The 21,381-nt window shown below is 65.7% G+C and carries 20 protein-coding genes and 1 tRNA gene; 12 read left to right on the forward strand and 9 right to left on the reverse strand.

The features are described 5' to 3' along the window. The first annotated feature begins 42 nt into the window (after positions 1 to 42). From ACSBP4_RS17805 to ACSBP4_RS17815, 3 genes are all read left to right on the forward strand, one after another. Entirely contained in the window at positions 43 to 1,923 is a 1,881-nt protein-coding gene (locus ACSBP4_RS17805; RefSeq protein ID WP_435553015.1) for an L-aspartate oxidase, read from the forward strand. A 66-nt stretch (positions 1,924 to 1,989) separates the two neighbouring features. Beyond that, positions 1,990 to 2,580 carry a DNA-3-methyladenine glycosylase family protein gene (locus ACSBP4_RS17810; RefSeq protein ID WP_435553016.1) on the forward strand — a complete coding sequence of 197 codons (591 nt, stop codon included), beginning with the start codon at positions 1,990 to 1,992 and terminating at the stop codon, positions 2,578 to 2,580. A 238-nt stretch (positions 2,581 to 2,818) separates the two neighbouring features. Then, positions 2,819 to 4,102: a hypothetical protein gene (locus ACSBP4_RS17815; protein WP_435553017.1), complete on the forward strand. Its 1,284-nt coding sequence runs from the start codon at positions 2,819 to 2,821 to the stop codon at positions 4,100 to 4,102. Positions 4,103 to 4,200: 98 nt separating this feature from the next. Here ACSBP4_RS17815 and katG read toward each other — a convergent pair whose 3' ends face one another. The 4 genes from katG to ACSBP4_RS17835 form a co-directional block, all read right to left on the reverse strand. Beyond that, entirely contained in the window at positions 4,201 to 6,339 is a 2,139-nt protein-coding gene (gene katG / locus ACSBP4_RS17820; protein ID WP_049964481.1) for a catalase/peroxidase HPI, read from the reverse strand. Positions 6,340 to 6,674: 335 nt separating this feature from the next. Next, positions 6,675 to 8,018, reverse strand: coding sequence for a RimK family alpha-L-glutamate ligase (locus ACSBP4_RS17825; RefSeq protein WP_006648992.1), 1,344 nt, complete (start codon positions 8,016 to 8,018; stop codon positions 6,675 to 6,677). Between the two features lie 81 nt (positions 8,019 to 8,099). After that, positions 8,100 to 9,569: a flippase gene (locus ACSBP4_RS17830; RefSeq protein WP_435553018.1), complete on the reverse strand. Its 1,470-nt coding sequence runs from the start codon at positions 9,567 to 9,569 to the stop codon at positions 8,100 to 8,102. Positions 9,570 to 9,858: 289 nt separating this feature from the next. After that, a complete protein-coding gene (locus ACSBP4_RS17835; protein ID WP_435553019.1) occupies positions 9,859 to 10,611 on the reverse strand; it encodes a GNAT family N-acetyltransferase in 753 nt (250 codons plus the stop codon). Positions 10,612 to 10,795: 184 nt separating this feature from the next. On the opposite strand from ACSBP4_RS17835, the gene ACSBP4_RS17840 reads away from it, so the two are divergent. The 6 genes from ACSBP4_RS17840 to ACSBP4_RS17865 all read left to right on the forward strand — a co-directional run bounded on the left by ACSBP4_RS17840 (position 10,796) and on the right by ACSBP4_RS17865 (position 15,786). Next, the gene (locus tag ACSBP4_RS17840; RefSeq protein WP_006648995.1) at positions 10,796 to 11,878 is read left to right on the forward strand and encodes a succinylglutamate desuccinylase/aspartoacylase family protein; all 1,083 of its coding nucleotides are present in this window, start codon (positions 10,796 to 10,798) and stop codon (positions 11,876 to 11,878) included. A 157-nt stretch (positions 11,879 to 12,035) separates the two neighbouring features. Then, positions 12,036 to 12,464 carry a succinate dehydrogenase, cytochrome b556 subunit gene (gene sdhC / locus ACSBP4_RS17845; protein ID WP_435553020.1) on the forward strand — a complete coding sequence of 143 codons (429 nt, stop codon included), beginning with the start codon at positions 12,036 to 12,038 and terminating at the stop codon, positions 12,462 to 12,464. Next, on the forward strand, positions 12,464 to 12,829 hold the full coding sequence (locus ACSBP4_RS17850) for a succinate dehydrogenase hydrophobic membrane anchor subunit (RefSeq protein ID WP_373630809.1): 366 nt from the start codon (positions 12,464 to 12,466) through the stop codon (positions 12,827 to 12,829). Before sdhC ends, ACSBP4_RS17850 begins: the two co-directional genes overlap by 1 nt. A gap of 1 nt (position 12,830) precedes the next feature. Next, positions 12,831 to 13,703 carry a succinate dehydrogenase/fumarate reductase iron-sulfur subunit gene (locus tag ACSBP4_RS17855; RefSeq protein WP_435553021.1) on the forward strand — a complete coding sequence of 291 codons (873 nt, stop codon included), beginning with the start codon at positions 12,831 to 12,833 and terminating at the stop codon, positions 13,701 to 13,703. 2 nt (positions 13,704 to 13,705) lie between these two features. Then, positions 13,706 to 15,544: an FAD-binding protein gene (locus ACSBP4_RS17860; RefSeq protein WP_049964487.1), complete on the forward strand. Its 1,839-nt coding sequence runs from the start codon at positions 13,706 to 13,708 to the stop codon at positions 15,542 to 15,544. A gap of 80 nt (positions 15,545 to 15,624) precedes the next feature. Continuing rightward, entirely contained in the window at positions 15,625 to 15,786 is a 162-nt protein-coding gene (locus ACSBP4_RS17865) for a hypothetical protein (RefSeq protein ID WP_158413748.1), read from the forward strand. A 31-nt stretch (positions 15,787 to 15,817) separates the two neighbouring features. Here ACSBP4_RS17865 and ACSBP4_RS17870 read toward each other — a convergent pair whose 3' ends face one another. Further along, a complete protein-coding gene (locus ACSBP4_RS17870) occupies positions 15,818 to 16,012 on the reverse strand; it encodes a XapX domain-containing protein (RefSeq protein ID WP_049964488.1) in 195 nt (64 codons plus the stop codon). Positions 16,013 to 16,275: 263 nt separating this feature from the next. On the opposite strand from ACSBP4_RS17870, the gene ACSBP4_RS17875 reads away from it, so the two are divergent. Next, a complete protein-coding gene (locus ACSBP4_RS17875) occupies positions 16,276 to 16,500 on the forward strand; it encodes a helix-turn-helix domain-containing protein (RefSeq protein ID WP_435553022.1) in 225 nt (74 codons plus the stop codon). Positions 16,501 to 16,741: 241 nt separating this feature from the next. Here ACSBP4_RS17875 and ACSBP4_RS17880 read toward each other — a convergent pair whose 3' ends face one another. Both ACSBP4_RS17880 and ACSBP4_RS17885 read right to left on the reverse strand, forming a co-directional pair. Then, complete coding sequence (locus tag ACSBP4_RS17880; RefSeq protein ID WP_435553023.1) at positions 16,742 to 17,554, reverse strand: HD domain-containing protein; 813 nt, start codon at positions 17,552 to 17,554, stop codon at positions 16,742 to 16,744. A 51-nt stretch (positions 17,555 to 17,605) separates the two neighbouring features. Beyond that, positions 17,606 to 18,085, reverse strand: a complete 480-nt coding sequence (locus tag ACSBP4_RS17885) for a redoxin domain-containing protein (protein WP_006181837.1) — start codon at positions 18,083 to 18,085, stop codon at positions 17,606 to 17,608. Between the two features lie 229 nt (positions 18,086 to 18,314). On the opposite strand from ACSBP4_RS17885, the gene ACSBP4_RS17890 reads away from it, so the two are divergent. Further along, a complete protein-coding gene (locus ACSBP4_RS17890) occupies positions 18,315 to 18,626 on the forward strand; it encodes a Sec-independent protein translocase subunit TatA/TatB (protein ID WP_049964492.1) in 312 nt (103 codons plus the stop codon). A gap of 15 nt (positions 18,627 to 18,641) precedes the next feature. Next, positions 18,642 to 18,714 (forward strand) — tRNA-Arg (locus ACSBP4_RS17895). Positions 18,715 to 19,045: 331 nt separating this feature from the next. On the opposite strand, the gene ACSBP4_RS17900 is transcribed toward ACSBP4_RS17895, so the two are convergent. Together ACSBP4_RS17900 and ACSBP4_RS17905 are read right to left on the reverse strand one after the other, a co-directional pair. Then, positions 19,046 to 20,287 carry an acyl-CoA dehydrogenase family protein gene (locus ACSBP4_RS17900; RefSeq protein ID WP_049964493.1) on the reverse strand — a complete coding sequence of 414 codons (1,242 nt, stop codon included), beginning with the start codon at positions 20,285 to 20,287 and terminating at the stop codon, positions 19,046 to 19,048. Positions 20,288 to 20,446: 159 nt separating this feature from the next. Next, positions 20,447 to 21,214 (reverse strand): SDR family NAD(P)-dependent oxidoreductase, encoded by a 768-nt coding sequence (locus ACSBP4_RS17905; protein WP_049964494.1) that lies wholly within the window; start codon positions 21,212 to 21,214, stop codon positions 20,447 to 20,449. Between the last annotated feature and the right edge of the window lie 167 nt (positions 21,215 to 21,381).

The following is a 21,381-nucleotide window of genomic DNA, read 5'->3' on the forward strand; positions in this document are numbered from 1 at the left end:
TCGGGGCGAGGCCTAAACCCGGCCGGTCGTTACATCCACTCGATGACAGAATCACCATCCAACGGCAGCGACACGGTCGACGATAATCGCCGAACGACGAGCCGCGAGCGGTCGACCGCCGGGATCGAGAACCGCCTCGAGACCGAGGGCGATCCCGGCTTCGCCGGCGACCCCGAGTACGAGGTCGTGACGACCCCAGTACTCGTCATCGGGGCCGGAGCGGCGGGTGCCCGCGTCGCGATCGAACTCGCCGAGTCGGGGATCGACCCGCTCGTGATCGGCAAGCGCGATCACGGCGATGCTCACACGACGTGGGCGGCCGGCGGCGTCAACGCGGCGCTGGGCTCGCTCGATCCCGAAGACGACTGGACGATCCACGCGGCGGACACGTTCAACGAGGGGCATCACCTGAACGATCCCGACGCGGTCGAACTGACGGCGCGGGAGATGCCCGACCGCATCCGCGAACTCGAGGCGTGGGGGATGCCGTTCGACCGGACCGACGATGACGAGATCAACCAGCGCTACTTCGGCGCGCAGTCTTACCGGCGGACCTGCTTCGTCGGCGACCGGACCGGCGAGGCCATGCTCGGGACGTTGGTCGACCGCGCTCGCGACCTCGAGGTGCCCTACCGCGAGAACGTGATGATCACGCGCCTGCTCTCGGACGGCCGCCGCGTCGACGGGGCCGTCGGCTTCGATATGGAGACCGGCGAGGGGCTGCTCTTCCGGACGAACCACGTCGTCCTCGCGGCCGGCGGGTTCTCGGCGCTCTATCACCGCCACTCCTCGCGCAACGACGAGAACAACGGCGACGGACAGGCGCTGGCGCTCGAGGCCGGGGCGCGACTCGTCGACCTCGAGTTCGTCCAGTTCCACCCGACCGGGATGGTCGGCGAACGCTACGGCGAGGAGTGGGACGGCCGACTCGTCACGGAGGCGGTCCGCGGCGAAGGCGGGCGGCTCTACAATTCGGAGGGCGAGCGGTTCATGGAGCGCTACTCCCCCGACCAGATGGAACTCGACGCCCGCGACGTCGTCGCGCGCGCCATCGCTCAGGAGGTCCGCGAGGGCCGCGGGACCGAGGACGGCGGCGTGTACCTCGACATCTCCCACCGGGACGATCAGTACGTCCGCGACCGGCTGCCGTCGATGGTCGAGCGCTTCGAGTCGCTGGGTGTCGACATCACCGAGGAACCGATGGTGGTCGGGCCGACGGCCCACTACACGATGGGCGGGGTCGATATCGACTTCCGAACGGGCGAGACCGGCGTGGGCGGCCTCTATGCCGTCGGCGAGACGGTCGCCGGCGTCCACGGGGCGAACCGACTCGGCGGCAACTCGCTGGCCGAGACCGTCGCGATCGGCAAACTCGTCGGTGACCACGTCGCGGCCGCGGTGACCGACGGTGACGACGACCCGGCCCTCACGGACGGCCAGCGAGCGCTCGCCGAACGGGAGTTCGAGGCGCTGCGGGAACTGGCCGCCTCGGACGGCACCGTGACGCCGACCGAACTGCTCGCGGACCTCGGCGACCTGCTGTGGGACCACGCCGGCATCCTCCGCGACGACGCGGGGCTCCGGGAGGGGCTCGCGAAACTGGACGCCCTTCGGGAACGCACCGCCGATCTCCGCGTCGCGGGCGACCGGACCTCGAAGTCGTTCGAGTACGCCGTGGACCTCTCGATGAGCCTCACCGTCGCCGAGGCGATGCTCCGGGCCGCCCGCGAGCGCACCGAATCCCGGGGCGCACACTACCGGACTGATTACCCCGAGACGGCCGATGACTGGCGGGTAAACCTCGTGGTCACGGCCGACCCGGCGGGGCTCTCGTTCAGTCGGCGCGGCGTCGGTGACCCCAGCCCGGCCGTCCGGGAGGCCCTCGAGGCCGACCACGAACTCGACTATCACCACCTCGAGTGAGCCCTCGCGGGACCCACCGAGACGCCTATGGGTCTCCGGTCCCCTACACCCGTCTCATACCTGTCCATGAACGACGAGGCACACGACGTTCTCCGTGCGGATCCCGTGATGGCCGGGCTGCTCGACCGACACGATCCCTACGTCGAACCCGACTGGAGCGAGTACGAGCGGCTCTGTATCTCGATCATCAACCAGCAGCTCTCGACCGCGAGCGCCGCGGCCGTCCGGGAGCGGGTCTTCGAGGTCCTCGATGGGGAAGTGACGCCGGAATCGGTACTGGCCGCCGACGAGGCAGCGCTTCGCGACGCCGGCCTCTCCCGGAGCAAGGTCGAGTACGTGCGAAACGCCGCCCGCGCCTTCCGTGAGGAGGACTACACGCGGGCGGGGCTAGCCTCGTATTCGAACGCCGAGGTCGTCGACCTGCTGACCGAGATCAAAGGCATCGGCGAGTGGACCGCGCGGATGTATCTGCTGTTCGTCCTCGAGCGCCCCGACGTCCTCCCGCTCGGTGACCTCGCCGTTCGCCGCGGGATCGAGCAGTTGTACGCCGACGGCGAGGAGTTGACCCGCGCGGAGATGCGCGAGATCGCCGAGCCCTGGAAGCCGTACCGCAGCGTCGCGACGCGGTACATTTGGGCCGAGTACGAATCCGCCTGAGCCGCCCGGCGGGCCGGCAGCGCCGCTCGTCCGGCAGGCGGGGGTGGTGTTACCGGTAACAACGCTTTGGAGCCCGCTCGAGCGCTGAAACGGGACGAAACGATCGACACCGTCGCCGGCAACGAGTTGTTACGGGCCGGCTCCTGCCGGCCGATCTCGGGGATCGGAGAAACGAGACACTGAACCGACGGGACGGCCGCGTCGACTGAAGTGCGGCGGCGTCCGGACTCTACTGGAGATGGCAAACGACACATCCCCGACGGACACGGACGCGCCGGACCAGCGCCGAATGACCAGCGATCCCGACCGGATCAGGAAGTGGGCCGAGGCCCGCGACGCCGTCCCGGTTCGGATCCGGGACAGCGACGATCACGGCCACTCGTTCGCCCGCCGTGACGAACTGGGCGAGGGCCACGAGGAATACTCCTGGGAGGAGTTCGAGCGACGGTTCGACGACGAGGACTACGTCTTCGTCTACCACGAGGACGAGCCGACCGGCGAGGGGCTGGGCTTTTTCGAGATCGTCGAGCGCGAGCGGGCCTTCGAGCGGGCGGATCTCGGCCGCGACGAACTCGAGGACTCGCTGCGACGCGGCGAGACGGTGACGACCGAGATCGTCGAGACGCAGGTCGTCGAGACCGAGGTCGTCGAGCGGGACACGATCGAGAGCGAGGTGGTCGATACGGAGTTGGTCGAACGCGAGATCGTCGACTCCGAACGCCGCGCCCGCGAGGTCGTCGACACCGAGTTCGTCGGTGACGACACCATCGAGGTAACCGTCGACGAAACCCGCCTCGATACGGTCGAGGAGATCGAACGATACATCGTCGAGAGTCGGGTCGTCGACGTCGACATCGAACGGGACCAGGAGATGGAACGCGACGAGATCGAGACGGACGTCGAACTCGAGAGCGTCCAGCGATCGATCCTCGAGAGCGACGTCGTCCGCTCGAGCGTGGCCCCCGACGAAGTCCTCGAGCGGGAAGTCATCCGGAGCCAGCGTACCGAGGGCGACGCCGTCCGGAGCGAACTCATCGAGCGCCGTACCGTCGAGGAGCAACTCGACGAGCGCCTGGAGCTGCGATACGTTCTCGAGGGGTCGGAACTGGTCGAGTCCGACGTCGTCAGCAGCGAGTTGCTCGAGGGCGAGATCATCGACGTCGAGGAGTACGGCTCGATGGCGGCCGGCGAGACCGCCGGTGTCGCAGGTGACGAGACGATGGCGGACGCCGACGTGACCGGTATCGAAGGCGAGAACGCGGCGGCCGGCGAGACGGCAGCGCCGACGGTCGAACTCTCGAGGGACGACCAGGGGAAAGACGTCGTCGACGAGTCGGGCCAGCAGATCGGGATGGTCGCCGAAGTCGAGGGCCAGACCGCCTACGTCGATCCGGAGCCGGGGCTCACCGATCGGCTCAAGGCCCGCATGAACTGGGGCGGTCACGGCGGCGACGACTACCCGGTCGAGGCCGCACAGATCTCGGCGATCACGGACGACGAGGTCGTCATCCGCAGCGAGTAAGAGACCGGCCGCGGCGGGGGACCGCGACCGGGCGATGATCGGTCCCAGCGACCGCGATGGTTTGTCGGCGGTTCGTCAGCGACGGCGCGAGCGCTCGTTTACTCGAGGTCGAAGCGGTCGTTGGTCATGACCGTGTGCCAGGCATCGACGAAGTCCTCGACGAACGTTTCCTCCTCGCTCGCGTAGACGTCCGCGATGGCCCGCAGCCGGGAGTTCGAACCGAAGATGAGATCCACGCGCGAGCCGGTCCACTCGACGTCGCCCGTCTCGCGGTCGCGCAGTTCGTAGATCTCCTCGCCCTCCGAGGCCTGCTCCCACTCGTAGCCCATGTCGAGCAGGGTCTGGAAGAAGTCGTTGGTCAGCGTTTCCGGCTCGTCGGTGAAGACGCCGAGGTCGGAGTCCTGGTAGTTGGCGTCCAGCGCGCGCATGCCGCCGACCAGTACGGTCATCTCCGAGGCCGTTAGGTCAAGCAGGTCGGCGTGGTCGACCAGCAGGTCCTCGGCCGGCCCGTCGTACTCGCCGCCGAAGTAGTTACGGAACCCGTCGATTTCCGGTTTGAGCGCCTCGACCGATTCCTCGTCGGTCTGGTCCTGCGTGGCGTCGGTCCGACCGGGTTCGAACGGGATCTCCACGTCGTAGCCGGCGTCAGCCGCGGCCTGCTCGACGGCTGCGTTGCCACCCAGCACGATGAGGTCGGCCAGCGAGACGCGTACGTCGTCGTCTCGAGCAGCGTTGAATTCCTCCTGAATCCCCTCGTAGGTCTCGAGGACGGTCTCGAGTTGGGCCGGCTCGTTGACCTCCCAGCTGCGCTGGGGTTCGAGGCGGATACGAGCGCCGTTCGCACCGCCGCGTTTGTCGCTGTCGCGGTAGGTCGACGCGGCCGCCCAGGCGGTCGTAACCAGTTCGGAGACGGACAGCTCCGACTCGAGGATCTCCGCTTTGAGCTGGTCGATCTCCTCGTCGCCGATCAGTTCGTAGTCGGCATCGGGGACGGGGTCTTGCCAGACGAACGTTTCCTCGGGGACATCGGGACCGAGGAACCGCTCCGGTGGGCCCATGTCGCGGTGGATCAGCTTGTACCATGCCCGCGCGAAGGCGTCCAGGAACTCCGGGGGGTTGTCGCGGAAGTTCTCGATGATCTCCCGGAACTCCGGATCCCGCTTGAGGGCGACGTCGGTCGTCATCATCATGGGGGCGTGCTTCTCCGAGGGATCGTGGGCGTCCGGGACGGTGTCGTAGGCCTCCTCCTCGACCGGCTGCCACTGGTTCGCACCCAGGGGGCTCTCGGTGAGTTCCCACTCGTAGTCGAGCAGGTTGTCGAGGTAGGAAGTGTCCCACATCGTCGGCCACTGGTTCCATGCGCCCTCGATGCCGCTCGTGGTCGTCTCCGAACCCTTGCCGGAGTCGGGCCAGCCGAGGCCCTGCTCCTCGATCGGGGCCGCCTCGGGCGCGGGACCCATGTCGTCGTTCTCGGCGCCGTGGGACTTGCCGAACGTGTGTCCGCCGGCGATGAGGGCGGCCGTCTCCTCGTCGTCCATCGCCATGCGACCGAACGCCTGGCGGATCCGCTTTGCCGACTCGAGCGGCTCGGGGTTGCCGTCCGGCCCCTCAGGGTCGACGTAAATGAGCCCCATCACGGTCGCGCCCAGCGGCTCCTCGAGTTCGTCGTCCTCGTCGAAGCGCTGGTCCTGCGGGGCCTCCCACTCGGTTTCCGGCCCCCAGTAGACGGCCTCGTCGGGCTCGAACACGTCCTCGCGGCCGCCGGCCCAGCCGAGCGTCTGCATCCCCATCGACTCGAGGGCGGTGTTCCCGGCGAGGACGATCAGATCGGCCCACGAGAGCTTCCGGCCGTACTTCTGCTTGATCGGCTCGAGCAGTCGGCGTGCCTTGTCGAGGTTGCCGTTGTCGGGCCAGCTGTTGAGCGGCGCGAAACGCTGGGTCCCGCCAGAGGCACCGCCGCGGCCGTCGGTAGTGCGGTACGTCCCGGCGCTGTGCCAGGCCATCCGGATGAACAGCGGCCCGTAGTGGCCGTAGTCAGCCGGCCACCAGTCCTGTGAGGACGTCATCAGATCCTTGAGGTCGGCTTTGACCTCTTCGAGGTCGAGTTTCTGGAACTCCTCGGCGTAATCGAAGTCGTCGTCGTACGGACCGACGGCTTCGGCGTTCTGGTCGAGAACGTCCAGGTTCAACCGATTCGGCCACCACTCGTGGTTCCGGTTCCGTTTGTTGTCGCTCATGTATTCGTACGGTTTGGAAAACGGATTGGGGAATAATATATGTACCGAATACAAGTTCCACTTTTGCTTCCCCGGCAGATAGTTTTCGATATAGCAAAACAATATCGCATATCGTGTTGAACCGTGTGGGAACGGGACGTGTGTCCGGCCGGCGGAGCCGTACCACGTCTTGTCGACCGCTACTCAGTACGGGCCGTCCGTCGCGGAGAAAGACGATCGCCGTCTCGAGACCGACCCCGATCGGGGACGGACGACGGCGACCAGGACATACATCGATGAGCGAAACCTGTGACAGGCAGCTACCGCAGTGGGGCCGCCCGCGGGCGACAGGACAGTTACTCCTCTTCTTCGGGCGTATCTGGCACGTCGCCGTCGATCCGGCGGCTCACGTCGACCTGATAATTCTCGAGGATGTCCCGGCCGAGGATGACGGGGTAGTCCATGTGGCTGCGGTCCTCGACGCTTGCCGTGACGGTGTGTTGGTTCCCGCCGACGCCGACGACGACGTCGACGACGGGGCGGCTCTTCGATTGCTTGCTGCTGCCCGAGCGGACGCGAGTGATGGACTTGATCGGGCCGGCACCGATGTCGGCGGCCAGCCCGGTGTCGATGCTCGTCCGTGTCGCGCCCGTGTCGGATTTTGCCAGTATCGTCTTCGAACCGCTCGTGCCCGAGAGAACGACCTCCTCGGTGTAGCCGATTACCGCCGGCTCCGTCGCCGACGCCACCGTGTCCGGCGGCTGGGCCGTCGGCCGGGAGTCGTCGAGGACGTTCGCGATGTCACGCACGCGATCGTCGTCGACCTCGCCGCCGGCGCGCTCGATCGCCAGCTTTGCGATGTAGGGGGCCGGGCTCACCTGCGTCGCCTCGTAGAGTCCCTTGAACCCCGCCGTCGGGTTGACCTCGAGGACGTACCAGCCGTCGTCGCCCTCGACGAGGTCGACGCCGGCGTAGTCGAGACCGACGACGCCGGCCGCCTGCCGTGCCATCTCGGCGGCCTCCTCGGGGAGGTCGTCGGTCGCGTCCTCGACGGAGCCCCCGAGAGCGACGTTCGTTCGCCAGTCGTTGTCCGGCGCGTAGCGATACATCGCGGCGACGACCTCGCCGCCGACGACGTACACCCGTAGGTCGCGGTGACGGACGTCCTCCTGATCGACGAGTTCCTGCAGAAAGGCGTAGCGATTGCCGACCTTCGCGTTGATCGGGTCGTCGGGGCCGACCTTCCAGGTCCCCCCGCCGTGGGTCCCGATCGCGGTCTTGTACACGGCCTCTTCGCCGTACCGCTCCCGTGCGGCGTTCAGCCGGTCGCCGCTGAGCGCGAGCGTCACGTCCGGCGTCCGGATCTCGTTGGACGCCAGCGCGGTCGCCGTCGACAGCTTGTGGATCGCGGTCAACACCGTGTTCGGCTCGTTGAGCATCGGCACGAGCTGGGTAAAGGTGTTCGCGAGCCCCAGTTCCTCCGCTGGCTGTTCGGTGTTCGACAGCAGCATCCGGTTGGCGATCACGTCGACGTCAGGCTCGAGGACGGGAGTGCCATCCGTGACGCTGACGGACGTGTTTTCGGCGCGGAGCCACTCGGTGTCGTGGCCGAGGTCCTCGGCGGCGTTAAGAATCGCTTTGGTTTCCTTGCTCGTATGCAGACTCAGTACCCCGACAGTAACGGGATCGGAAACGGCCATACGGAACCGACACCGAGACGGCGGATAAGTATTGATAGTTCTCTAACTGACAGTCGTCTGTAGTGATCGGTCGCGTCGACGTCACCCGATGACCGATCGGACCTGCCCCGGATCGACCAGCCCGCTCAGCACCGCCAGCGCACCCCACGTGATGGCTCCCACTGCGATCGCGCCGAACAGCATCAGCAGGTTCGAGACCAGCGGCGTCACCAGCAACACGGCCACGCCCATCACGCCCGTTATCCCACAGATCATTCCGGTCGTCCGGGCAAGCCGCCGAACGTTCAGGCCGAGTTCGGTGTGGACGATATAGAGGTTCACCGCGACGTAGACCGAGTGGGTCGCCACCGTCGCGATCGCCGCACCGACGACCCCGATCGCTGGGATCAGGACGATGTTCAGCCCGAAGTTGGTGACCGCCGTGCCGCCCTTCGCAACGGCACGAGCGCGAGCGCGGCCGAGGTAATCCAGACTGTCACTGGTCAGGTTCGTGATCGCCTGCAACACGACGAAGCCGGCGAGTACCTGCAACACGGGGACCGCACCGGCGTAGCTCTCCCCGATCACCATCGTCAGGAACGGCTCGGCGACGATCGCCAGCCCGACCGCCGCCGGGATATAGAGCAGCAGGACGTTCGTCAGCGAGGTCTCGTAGATCCGTTTGGCCTCCTCGAGCTGGTCGGCGGCCTTCTGCTCGCCGAAGTTCGGCGAGATCGTAAAGCCGAGCGACTCGGCGGGCGCGAGGACGAAGTCGGTGATCTGTTTGCCCAGCGTGTAGAACGCGACCGCGGCGGGGTTCAGAAAGATCCCGACCAGCACGATGTCGATCTGCTTGTCGATGACGTTCGCGCTCCGGGTCGCCGTCAGCGGGAGGCTGTACTCGAGCAGCCGCTTCGAGAGTCCGTCTTCGTACTCCGCGGCGGCGTCGTGGCGGGCATAGAAGCCGTAGTAGAGGATGCCGATCCCGACGGCCCCGGCGATGGCATATCCGACGACGTAGCCGAAGAAGGCACCGAGCGCACCGAAGCCCGCAAGGACGAACCCGACGGCAAAGAGCAGCCGCCCCGCGCCGCTGATCGCTTGCACGATCGCGCTGTAGCCCAGATGATTAAAGCCCTGCAAGGCGACCTGCGAGAAGGTACTCGCGGAGAAGACCACGAGATAGACGACGCCGGCCGCGAGGAACGGGGCCGCCCCCGGCTCGCCGAGCGCGGTCGCGAGCCACTCGTGGTAGACCAACAGGACGTAGCCGACGACCGCGAGCAGGATTACTTTGACCGTGATCGTCGTCTCGAGGAGATGGGGGACCTGCCCGGGGTCGGTCTCGCGGTACTCGGAGATGTACCGTGCGACCGACCGGGACAGCCCCAGGTCCGCGAACAGCTGGACGATCGCCAACACCCCGATCGCCCAGTAGAGCGCGCCGTACCCGTCCGGGTCCAGCAGGTACCGCGCCAGTACGAACATCAACAGCGCGCTCGAGAGCATGTAGATCCCGCGCGCGACGAGCGTTGCCTTGAAGCCGTGGACGATGTGATCCTCCCTGTTCATAGTAGCCGACGGAGACACGCGGCGCTGCCGACCGACCCGGCAGCGACCCACTGACTGACGACTCGAGGGATCGCACAATTGTAATGGGGAGCCAACAGTCCGAAGGGACGGACAACGGCTCCGACGATGCCGGGGTCACGCGGAGCGATTCGATCGAGCCGAGGACGCCCGATCGAGGGTTCGGTCCCCGTAACTGGCCGTAAACGGTAGAAGGGTGCCCCTACGGGGGGTTCGAAGTCGATCGGTCGACGCGGGAAAACACCGTCGGTGAACGCCTATCGGAACCGGATCAGAGGTACGAGGAGTCCCACCGGGTCGCCTTGCGGCGGTTGCCACACTCGTTGCACTCGATGCGGCCCATCGCGTCCATGGCGTTGTCGATCGAATCGCAGTTTCCGCAGAACCAGGCGTAGTGGTCGTTGCGGTCGTCGTCGCTGTAGGCCACGTAAAACGGTGCCTGCGATCCTCTGGCGGCCTCGCCGTAGCTCACGTAGACCGTCTCGCCGTCGACGGTCAGTTCGTCGACCGTCCCCCACTCGCCATCGTCCTCGAGGTCGGACTCGACGTAGACGTTCTCGGTGAACGTTTCCGAGCCGATCTCGACCTCGCGCTGGCCCGCCTGCTCGAAGCCGTGACTGCGGTAGAACTCGTTGCCGCCCTCGTTGTCCGCGAGGACGAAACACTGGATCCCGTCGGCCCCCTCCTCGAGGAGTCGCTCGCGGGTGCGAACCAGCAGGCGCACGCCCGTCCCGTCGCCGCGGTGGTCCGGGTGGACGTGGAGCCAGAGCAGTCGGCCGGTGTTGGCCCGCTGGCCGACCAGTTCGCTCTGGGAAAAGCCCGCGAGTTCGCCGTCGCGCTCGACGAGCAAGAACAGCGTCCTGTCGTCCGCGAGTTCGTCGGCGAGCGGGTCGCCGTACCACTGTTCGACGGCCTCGTCGATGGTCTCGGCCTCGAGGAAGTCAGTGTACGTCGAACCCAGCGAGTCGCGGGCGATCGTCCGAATCGCTTCGGCGTCCGAATCGGTTGCCTCTCGGATCTTCATGAGCCTCCATACTACTGCCAGATACAAAACGTATGCCCACGCTCCCAGTCGCTGGTAGACGTTGTTCGAGGGAAACGGCTTTTCTCCGGGAAAACTGGCACTGGGAAGTCACGGTCGATCGAGCGTCGAGGCTCGAGGCGGTCCGAGGGGGAACATTCACGTCGCTGCTCCCGGAGAACGTGATATGAGCGACGACGCGACGAGCGACCCTCCCGACGAGGCGGCCACCGAGGCGTTTACCTACAACGGCGGCCGCGTCGATCCGGGCGAATCGGCGAACATTCGATACGGCATCAGCGAGACGTATCTCGGCGACCCCGTGCGGATCCCAGTAACGGTCGTCAACGGCGAGCATCCGGGGCCCACGGTGTTTCTCTCGGCGGCGGCCCACGGCGACGAACTCAACGGGATCGAGGTCGTCCGGGAGGTGGCCCACGACTGGGACCACTCGATACTGCACGGGACGCTCGTCTGTCTGCCCGTGATGAACGTCCCCGGCTTCCTCGCACAGGAGCGGTATCTCCCGATCTACGATCGGGACCTGAACCGGTCGTTCCCCGGCCGCGAGGGCTCGACCAGCGCCCGACGGATGGCCAACCAAATCTTCACGAACTTCATCGAGCCCTGCGATCTCGGGCTGGACTTCCATACGTCGACGCGGGGCCGGACGAACATGCTTCACGTCCGTGCGAACACGGAGCGATCGACCGTCGCCAGACTCGCCAAGGCGTTCAGTTCCAACGTCATCATCGCCGGCGAGGGGCCGTCGGGAACGCTCCGACGCGAGGCAACCGAAGCCGGGATTCCGACGATCACGGTCGAGATGGGCGAGGCCCACCGGTTCCAGCGACGGCTGATCGACCGCGCACTCACCGGCGTCGCGAGCGTCCTCGCCGAGTTCGGACTTCACCGGGAGTCGTCGGTCCACTGGCCCGGCTGGCGGACCGTCATCGACGACGACGACGAGAAGACCTGGCTACGGGCCGACGCCGGCGGTATCGTCGATATGAAACGTGGCCGCGGCCAGCTCGTCGAGGAGGGCGAGGTCATCTGTACCATCACCAACCCGTTCAAGGAAGACGAGGACATCGTCACCGTCGAGGCCCCCTTTACCGGCCTCATCGTTGGCGTCCTCGAGAACCCCGTCGTCTACCCGGGGAACCCGCTGTGTCATCTCGTCGGACTCTCGCCGGATACCCTCACCGCGCTCGAGCGCGAGCGGACGACCGAGCGGTCACGGTCGGACCTCCGTCAGGGAGACGACTGAGCGAACATCTGACATCTGCCGGGAGTTGCCCGAACTCCTTCGGGACATGTCAACGGAACCCGTTCGTTTCTGGCCGTGTTCTCTCGGACCGAACGGATGAACAGGAGCGATAAAAGTAACTTCTATACCGCCGCGGTCAAACGGTCCACATGAGCGCATGAGTCAGTCTTACAATCGCGGCCTCATCGAGGACTTCGGGCGGTGGAAGGAGTTCTCGGCCGGCATGTGGGCGTGGATCTTCCACAAGTTCACTGGGTGGATGCTGATCGGCTACCTGTTCACCCACATCGCCGTGCTGAGTACGTCTATCAGCGCCGCAGGAGAAAGTACGGACGTGATCGAAGCACAAAACGACGTCTACACCACGACGCTGCAGGGACTCGAGGGGCTGTTCCTCATTCGCCTGCTCGAGATCGGCCTGCTCGCGGTGGCCGTCTTCCACATCCTGAACGGCCTGCGGCTGCTGATGGTCGACCTCGGGATCGGCCTCGAGTCTCAGGACAAGAGTTTCTACGCCTCGCTGGTGTTGACCGGGGCGATCACCGTCGCCAGCGTCCCGACCTTCCTGACGGGGGTGGGGATCTGATGGCGGAACGATACTCCTCTTTCACGCCCGGCGGCACCGGCTGGTTCCTCCAGCGCATCACCGCCGCGTTCCTCGTGGTCGTTCTCGCGTTCCACTTCTTCCTTCTGCACTTCGTCAACCACGCGTACGAGGTAACCTTCATGCAGACGCAGGTCCGAATGGAGAACATCGGGTACTTCCTCACGATGGTCCTGTTCCTGGTGACCGCCGCCTTCCACGGCGTCAACGGCGTCTACAACGCCCTGGTCAATCAGGGACTCGAGGGGGCCCAGAAGAAGGTCGTGCTGGCGGTGCTGACGATCGCCGGCGTCGGCCTCGTCGCGCAGGGAATCTACGTCGCACTCGCGATGCGGGGAATGATCTAACATGAGCACGCAACAAGCCGAACCCGAGAGCCAGGAAGCACCGGAAGATCCGGCGATGAAAGGCGCGGAGTCGCCGGCAGCCGAAGAGCAGAACGGCGGCGGGATGGTCGACGAACACGCCGAGAAGGCCGCCGAACTCGGGGGGGAGACGGTCCACATCAAGGTGTTCCGCTACGACCCCGAAGTCGAGGGGAAACAGGAACCACGCTTCGACGACTTCCACGTGCCCTTCGAGAAGGGGATGACCGTCCTCGACTCGGTCATGTACGCCCGCGACGAGTACGATTCGTCGCTAACCTTCCGTCACTCCTGTCGACAGGCCGTCTGTGGCTCCGACGCCTTCTTCGTCAACGGGAAGCAGCGACTGGGCTGCAAGACCCAGATCTCCGATCTAGAACAGCCGGTCCGCATCGAGCCGCTGCCCCATCAGGAGGTCGTCAAGGACCTGGTCGTCGACATGGACCACTTCTACGACCAGATGCATACGGTCGAGCCGTACTTCCAGGACGAGGACACGCCGCCGGTCGATGACCTCGAGGAGCAGCGCCAGAGCCAGGAAAACCGCGAGAAGATCAAGATGTCCTCGCGGTGTATCTGGTGTGGCGCGTGTATGTCCTCGTGTAACATCGCGGCCGGCGACAACGAGTATCTGGGCCCGGCAGCGATCAACAAGGCCTACAAGTTCGCGATGGACGACCGCGAGGGCGAGGAGATCAAGGAGCATCGACTCCGCATTCTCGAGCAGGAACACGGCGTCTGGCGGTGCCAGACCCAGTTCTCCTGTACCGAGGTGTGTCCGAAGGACATTCCGCTCACCGAGCACATTCAGGAGCTCAAGCGGGAGGCAGTCAAGAAGAACCTGAAATTCTGGTAACCATGTACGAACACGACGTCATCGTGGTCGGCGCCGGCGGCGCCGGCCTCCGGGCCGCGATCGCAGCGAACGAAGCGGGAGCCGACGTGGCGATGGTCACGAAGCTCCACCCCGTCCGTAGCCACACCGGCGCGGCGGAGGGCGGCATCAACGCGGCGCTTCAGGAGGGCGACGACTGGGAACTCCACGCCTACGACACGATGAAGGGCTCGGACTACCTCGGCGACGCGCCGGCGGTCGAGACCCTCGCCCAGAACGCCCCCGAGGAGACCATCAACCTCGAACACTGGGGGATGCCGTTCTCCCGCGAGGACGACGGCACCGTCTCCCAGCGCCCGTTCGGTGGCCTCTCTTACCCACGGACCACCTACGCCGGGGCCGAGACGGGCCATCACCTGCTGCATACGATGTACGAACAGGTCGTCAAACGCGGCATCCAGGTCTACGACGAGTGGTACGTCATGGACCTGGCGACGACCGACGAGGACGACCCCAACGACCGCGAGTGTCACGGCGTCGTCGCCTACGACGTCCAGTCGGGCAACATTGAAGGGTTCAAGGCGAACAACGGCGTCGTCCTCGCGACCGGCGGCCCCGGCCAGGCCTTCGACCACACCACCAACGCCGTCTCCTGTACCGGCGACGGCCACGCGATGGCCTACCGTGCCGGCGCGCCGCTCGAGGACATGGAGTTCATCCAGTTCCACCCGACCTCGCTGCCCTCGACGGGGGTCCTGATCTCCGAGGGGGTCCGCGGGGAAGGCGGTATCCTCTACAACAGCGAGGGCGAGCGGTTCATGTTCGAGTACGGCTACGCGAACAACTCCGGCGAACTCGCCAGCCGCGACGTCGTTGCCCGCGCCGAACTCACCGAGGTCGGCGAGGGACGGGGCGTCGACGACGAGTACGTCCACCTCGACATGCGCCACCTCGGGGAAGAGCGCATCATGGATCGGTTGGAGAACATTCTGCACCTCGCGGAGGACTTCGAGGGCGTCGACGGGCTCGTTGAGCCGATGCCGGTCAAGCCCGGCCAGCACTACGCCATGGGCGGCATCGAGGTCGACGAGAACGGCCAGACCTGCGTCGACGGCCTCTACGCGGCCGGCGAGTGTGCCTGTGTCTCCGTCCACGGCGGCAACCGACTCGGCGGCAACGCCCTGCCGGAACTGATCGTCTTCGGCAAGCGCGCCGGCCAACACGCCGCCGGCGAGGACCTCGGCGAGCCCGAGATCCGGACCGGCTACGGCGACGACGTCGAGGACGAAACCGACACCGAACTGCCGGTCGCACCCGGCAAAGCGGGGCTCGAGACCAGCGGGAGCGTCGCCGCCGACGGCGGGATGGCCACCGACGCCGAGGGTGTCCTCCAGCGAAAGGTCGAAACCGCCCGCGAACACGTTGACACCCTGATGGACAAGGACGACGGCGTCCAGCACGCCGAGATCCGCGCGAAGCTCCAGCAGGCGATGACCGACTACGTCAACGTCTTCCGGACCGAGGAGGGCGTCAAGAAGGCCCTCGAGATCATCCGTGAATGCCGCGAGGAGTATCAGGACGTCTACGTCGACGACCCGTCGCGGACGTTCAACACGGACCTCCAGCAGACCATCGAGACGCGCAACCTGATCGACGTCGCCGAGACGATCGCGCTCGGCGCCCTGGTGCGCGACGAGTTCCGCGGCGCTCACTGGCGCAAGGAACACCAGGAACGCAAGGACGAGGAGTGGCTCAAGCACACGCTGATCTCGTGGGACGACGGCTCGCCGTCGATCTTCTATCGCCCCGTGATCCTCGAGGGCGAGAACAAGACCTACGAGCCGAAAGAGCGCAGCTACTGACCGCGCCGTCGCCGTTTTCGCCGCGTAATCCGGCCGCCTCGAGTAGAACCGTTTATTGCTGTCCCGACTAATGGCGACGTATGGGAACTGTTTCGCTGCTCGGCGTCGCCGCGGCCTTCCTCGGCGGCTCCGTCCTTGCCGGCCCGCTACTGTTCGTAGCGGTCGTGTTCTCGCCCGCGGCGTTTCTTCTAGTGCTTTGGGTACTCATGCGGTTCGTCCTCAGTACCGAATCAACGGCCTGACGCCGCGGTCCCCCGCCGCTCGGTCGAACCGCTACAGCCCCAGCACTTCGAGCAGGTCGACGCCGACGCCGGCGCGTTCGACCACCCTGTAGCCGAGGTAGATCCCGATGATCCCCATGATACCGGGGAGTTCCGGCGGCGCCGGAATCGGGACGTTGAGAAATCGGAACAGCGCACCGGTCACCAGCCCGGTCAGCAGTGCGAGGGCGGTAAGCTGGGTCGACATCTCCTATTACTCGCGAACCCGGCCACAAAAGCAGTCCGTCCGTCTTCAGCGGCCGCGGTGACTTCGTCACCCGCTACCACTACACACCACTACGACGATCGCCTACACTCGAGATCGCGCGATCGCGACCCCGTCAGTCGGTCTGAACATACTTTCGACCATCGACGTATGCTATATCGACAGTAGTGACGGCCGCTCGTCGTCGCAGTTTCGACAATCGTTGTAGACGACATTTATTATCGTCGAAAAATACACGGTTCGGTATGGAACGATCAACGACGACGACACCGGCCGTATCGATTCCGACCGATCTCGATTCCGCCCGCGCCAAACTGGTCTACCTGTATCTCGCCGCGACCGGCGGTGCGACCGCGGACGACCTCTGTGACGACCTCGCCGTCACGAAAGGGACCGTCCTCTCGATCACGGGAACCCTGCGGGACCGGGGCTACCTCGAGCGACGGGACGGTCGGTACAAACTCGCCTGAGGACGGAACACTCTCTGACGAGTGCGAACGGCCGGAAGCGAGGTCCGAGCGTTGCGAGGACCTCGCGACCCGGGGAAGGGCAGGCCTTTGCCCGTTACTCACCGCGAGCCCCGAAGGCGCGAGCGGGCCGACGACTGATGTGGAGACCCGCGTAGCGGGTCGGAACGGAAGGAGGAGTGCTTTTGGTCCAGCTTTTGCCGAGGGCGCGGCGAAGCCGCGCCCGCAGCGCAAAAGGTGGGTTCTAGAGTTCGATCCGCTCGACCAGCCGCTCGTGGTTTTCGTTCGTGTTGACCGCGACGATGCGGATCTCCTCCTCGAGCCCCGAATCCTCGAGTTTCGCCTTGAGGAGGTTGTCGACCTGGTAGACGCCGGCGGCGTTGGTCATCGCGATCTCGACCATCACGGGCGTGGTGTCGCCGGGCTGGAGCGAGACGCGTTTGATCGCCTGACTCGAGAGGGTGTTGATGCCGCGCCCGCCGGACTCGTAGGGGATCCGCGAGCGGCCGCTTTCCATGTCCAGCGCGTCGGCGACGCGGATGACGCCGGCCTCGGTCGTCAGGGGCGTCTCGGCGGTGTGGTGACAGAGGATCGCGTGGAGGATCTCGCCTTTCATCCGGACGCGATCGGCGGCGTCGTAGAACTCCGGGAGGATCCGTTCCAAGATGTCGGCGGCCAGCGGGATCGAGTAGTAGGCGTGGCTATCGCGGTGGACGACGTGGCCCACGTCGTGTAAGGTCGCCGCCAGCGCGATGATGACCGCCTCGTCTTCCTCGGCGAGCCCTTGCTGGCGCGCGCCGTTGAAGTCGACGTCGCCGGCCTTGAGCAGGTCGTAGAGACACAGCGCCCGGTTACGGACGATCTCGATGTGTTTGGTGCCGTGATCGTTGTACCGCATCCGATCGACCGCATTGATGTTTTGGGCCTCGAGATAGGCCTCGATTTCCTCGTCGGTCTCGACGAACTCGAGGACGCGGTTCAGTTTCTCATCGGGAAAGTGGTGGTCGTCGTCGGAGGTGTAGACATGGTAGGGTTCCTCGGCGGCAGAATCGCTCATACGTACTCCTCGGTTGCTGACTAAAAAAGCCCTGCGACGGTCTCGGGTTCGTTACGACAGGTCCTCGACGGCGGCCTCGACCTCGTCGTAGTCGGGCTCGACGCCGGGGTCGTCACTGACCCACGAGTAGGCGATCTGTCCGTCGCCGTCGACGACGAATACCGACCGCTTGGCGACGCCGTGGACGCCCAGGTCGGCGAAGTCCATCGAGAGATCGTACTCGTCGACGATCTCCTTGTTGTAGTCGCTGATGAGGCCGAACTCGAGGCCGTTCTGCTCGCGGAACTCGTTCAGGGTAAACGGCGAGTCGCGGCTGACGCCGTAGACGGCGGCGTCGAGGTCGTTGAACGCGGCGAGTCGGTCCTGGAACGTACACATCTCGGTGGTACAGACACCGGTGAACGCGCCGGGGAAGAAGGCGAGGACGATCGGTGCCTCGTCCTCGAGGCGCTCAGAGAGCGTGAACTCTTCGATGTCGCCGTTTGCGAGCGGTGCAGTGAAGTCGGGTGCGGCGTCTCCGGTTGCTGCCATCGTTGTAATCGTTACGTACAAACCGGAAAGACAGTTTCGCTCCCGGACGGGACGTGGATCGATCCGAGCGAGGCCCCGTCGCGGTCGGCGACGGCAGTTGGGGCGGCGTCGGCCGGCCCGGCTCGAGTGGAAATTCCGAACTGTGCGCTCAGACGGACTGTCGCGCCCGCATGCTTACCTTAGTGCTCCAAAAAGGTTATAATTGCCAGCGGGTAAGCTACGCATAGAGATGGTAGCCGAAATCACACCGCTGTTCATCCCCGGCGGCATGGGGCCTCCGGAACTCGCCATCATCCTCGTCATCGCGGTCTTGCTCTTCGGGGCGAACAAGATCCCGAAGCTCGCGCGATCGACCGGCGAGGCGATGGGTGAGTTCCAGAAGGGCCGCGAAAAGGTCGAATCGGAACTCGAAGAAATGCGCGAGGGCGGCACCGTCAGTGAGGGCGAGACCACCGACGACGAGGAGTTCGTCGACACCGAGCCCGTCACCACCGAGGACGAGACGACCACCGAGTCCGGAACCGAGACGGAGACCAACTAACGTCTTTTTCCGCCGGGGCGTGTGGCCTAGCGGACAGGGCAGGAGGTTCCTAACCTTCTGATCGTGGGTTCGAATCCCGCCACGCCCGTCCTGCGACGAACGGACGTGAGGAGCGGACGGGCACGGGATTCGAATGAGAGAACGGCGAGCGAAGCGAGCCGTTCGCGTGGTTCGAATCCCGCCACGCCCATACAGCGAACAGGGAGTGAACCGCCACGCCTGCCGTTCACGTCCTCGAGGCGATCCCGGTCGAAATCGATCGCCAGTCGCACCTCGACGGCCGACTCTCGAGGCGACGACACGGGAGGGATTCGGCCCGTGACCAACGAGTCCGTCCCTAGCCGATCGTGCCACTCGAGAGGGCGGAAAGCGAGGTCCGGACGGGGGGTCGGACGAAAAGCGGCGCAGCGAACGGCCTGTCAGTGGTCGGCGCTTCGTTCCCGGTTCGGATCGCCAAAGCGGGTCAGCGGCTCGAGTTCCTCCTCGGGGACGTCTTCGAAGGCGGCGCGAGCGATGACCCGGCGGTGGACTTCGTCGGCACCGTCGACGATGCGGAACTGGCGGACGGATTCATAGAAGTCCGACAGCGGGAGGTCCTTCCCGATGCCGTTGGCACCGCAACACTGTACCGCGAGGTCGATGGCGTCTTGGGTGACGTTGGCCGAGAAGACCTTGCACATGGAGACGGGGATACGGGCCTCGTCGCCGGCGGCGATCCGGTCGGCGGCGTCGCGGATGCCGGTCCGAGCCATGTGGAGTTTCGTCTCGGCGTCGGCGATCCGGTGTCGGAGCGACTGCTTGTCCGACAGCGACGAGTCGAAGCCGCGTCGTTCGCTGATGTAGGCCTTCGCGATGTCCAGCGATCGCTGGGCCATCCCGGAGTAGCGCATACAGTGCGTGAGTCGGGCGGGACCGAGCCGTTCCTGTGCGTGGGTAAAGCCCTCGTTCAGTTCGCCCAACAGGTGTTCCTCGGGAACGCGGACGTTCTTGTATCGGATCTCGGCGTGGGACGTGCCGTGATTGCCGCCGCCCATGTGTGGGACGTCGCGGATGACCTCGACGCCGTCGGCGTCGGCGGGAACGAGAAAGAGCGAACAGGCCTCGTAGGGGTGAGCCTCGGGGTCGGTTCGGGCGAGGACGATCAGCACGTCGGCCTCTACCCCCTGCGTCGTCCACCACTTGTGGCCGTCGATGACCCACTCGTCGCCGTCTTTTTCGGCGGTCGTCTGGATCATCTTCGGGTCCGAACCCGCACCCTGCATCGGCTCGGTCATCGAGAAGCCTGACTTGATCTCTCCCTGGACGAGCGGCTCGAGGTAGGTCTCTTTCTGTAACTCGTCGCCGGCCAGTTCGAGTAGGTGCATGTTCCCCTCGTCGGGAGCGTCGACCCGCATCGCGATCTGGCCGAGCAGACTCCGGCCCGCTTCTTCGAAGGCCGGGAGCGAGTCGCGGAAGGAAAGCCCCATGCCGCCGTACTCCTCGGGGATCTGTGGTGCGTAGACGTCGTACTCGCGGGCGGCCTCGCGGAGTTCCGCGATGGTCCCGCTCGAGACGGCCATCCCCCCGGCTCGTTCGCGTTCGATCGGCAGGACGACCTCCTCCATCAAGTCGTTGGCACGCGATGCGACCTCGCGTGCTTGGTCACTGTCATTGTAGCGCATAGTTGGGATACCCCCGATCGACGGCTAAGGGTTTGGAGAACACCCACGCGATCACAACTACCCCCGTGATTTTTGATGAAAGATTTCGGGGGCCGAACGTGATCGGCTCGAGAGCAGGGTATCGGCCTTACGATCGGTCCGAACGGCGGGAGCGGGGAGTTATCGAGCCGTCCAGCCGCCGTCGGCCGCGAGGACGGAGCCAGTCACGTAGCTGGCGGCATCGCTCGCGAGAAAGACGACCGGGCCGGCGATCTCCTCGGGATCGGCGAACCGATCCAGCGGTGTGCGGTCGATGATCGACTGGCGGAGCCGATCGTTCTCCTCGAGGTCCGCGGTCAGTTCCGTCGAGACGTAGCCCGGTGCGACGGCGTTGACCCGGACCTCGGGAGCCCAGTCCAGCGACATGCTCTTGGTGAGCCCGACCAGTCCGTGCTTCGAGGCGACGTAGGGGTGTTGGCGCGGCAGGCCGACCAGCCCGCCGACGCTGGCGACGTTGATCACCGAGCCGCCATCGCTTGCGAGGAGGTGGTCGGCGGCGGCGTGGGTGACCTCGTAGGCCCCGTTCAGGTTGACGTCCAACACTCGATCGAGGCTCTCAGTCTCGACGTCCTCGGGTCGGCCCAGTGCGTCGTCGGGATTGAAGCCGGCGTTGTTGACGACGACGTCGACGCCGCCGAACTCGGCGGCGGCTCGGTCGATCACGTCGCCGACGGCATCGGAGTCGGTCACGTCCGCGGGGACGGCGAGGGCGTCACCACCAGCGTCCTCGATGTCCGCTGCCACGGTCTCGATCTCGTCCGTCGATCGGGCGCTCGGGACCACTGCCGCGCCCGCGTTCGCCAGTTCGACTGCGATCGCGCGGCCGATACCACGGCCGCCGCCCGTTACCACTGCGACTCGTCCCTCGAGATCGAAGAGTTCGCTCATCGGTCCCCCGTTTCGTGGGTACCCACGTCAAGCTTTTCGCGCGGCCAGGCGGCGATCGTCGTTTTCCCCCGGCAGCAAGCCTGTCAATAACGGAACCTAAATCCTCCTCGAGCGAGCCGTAATCGATAGAAAACGGCGGGACAGTGGATTATCAGAACTGGTAATGG

The sequence above is a fragment of the Natrinema sp. CGMCC1.2065 genome (assembly GCF_051225675.1).
Taxonomy (GTDB): domain Archaea; phylum Halobacteriota; class Halobacteria; order Halobacteriales; family Natrialbaceae; genus Natrinema; species Natrinema thermotolerans.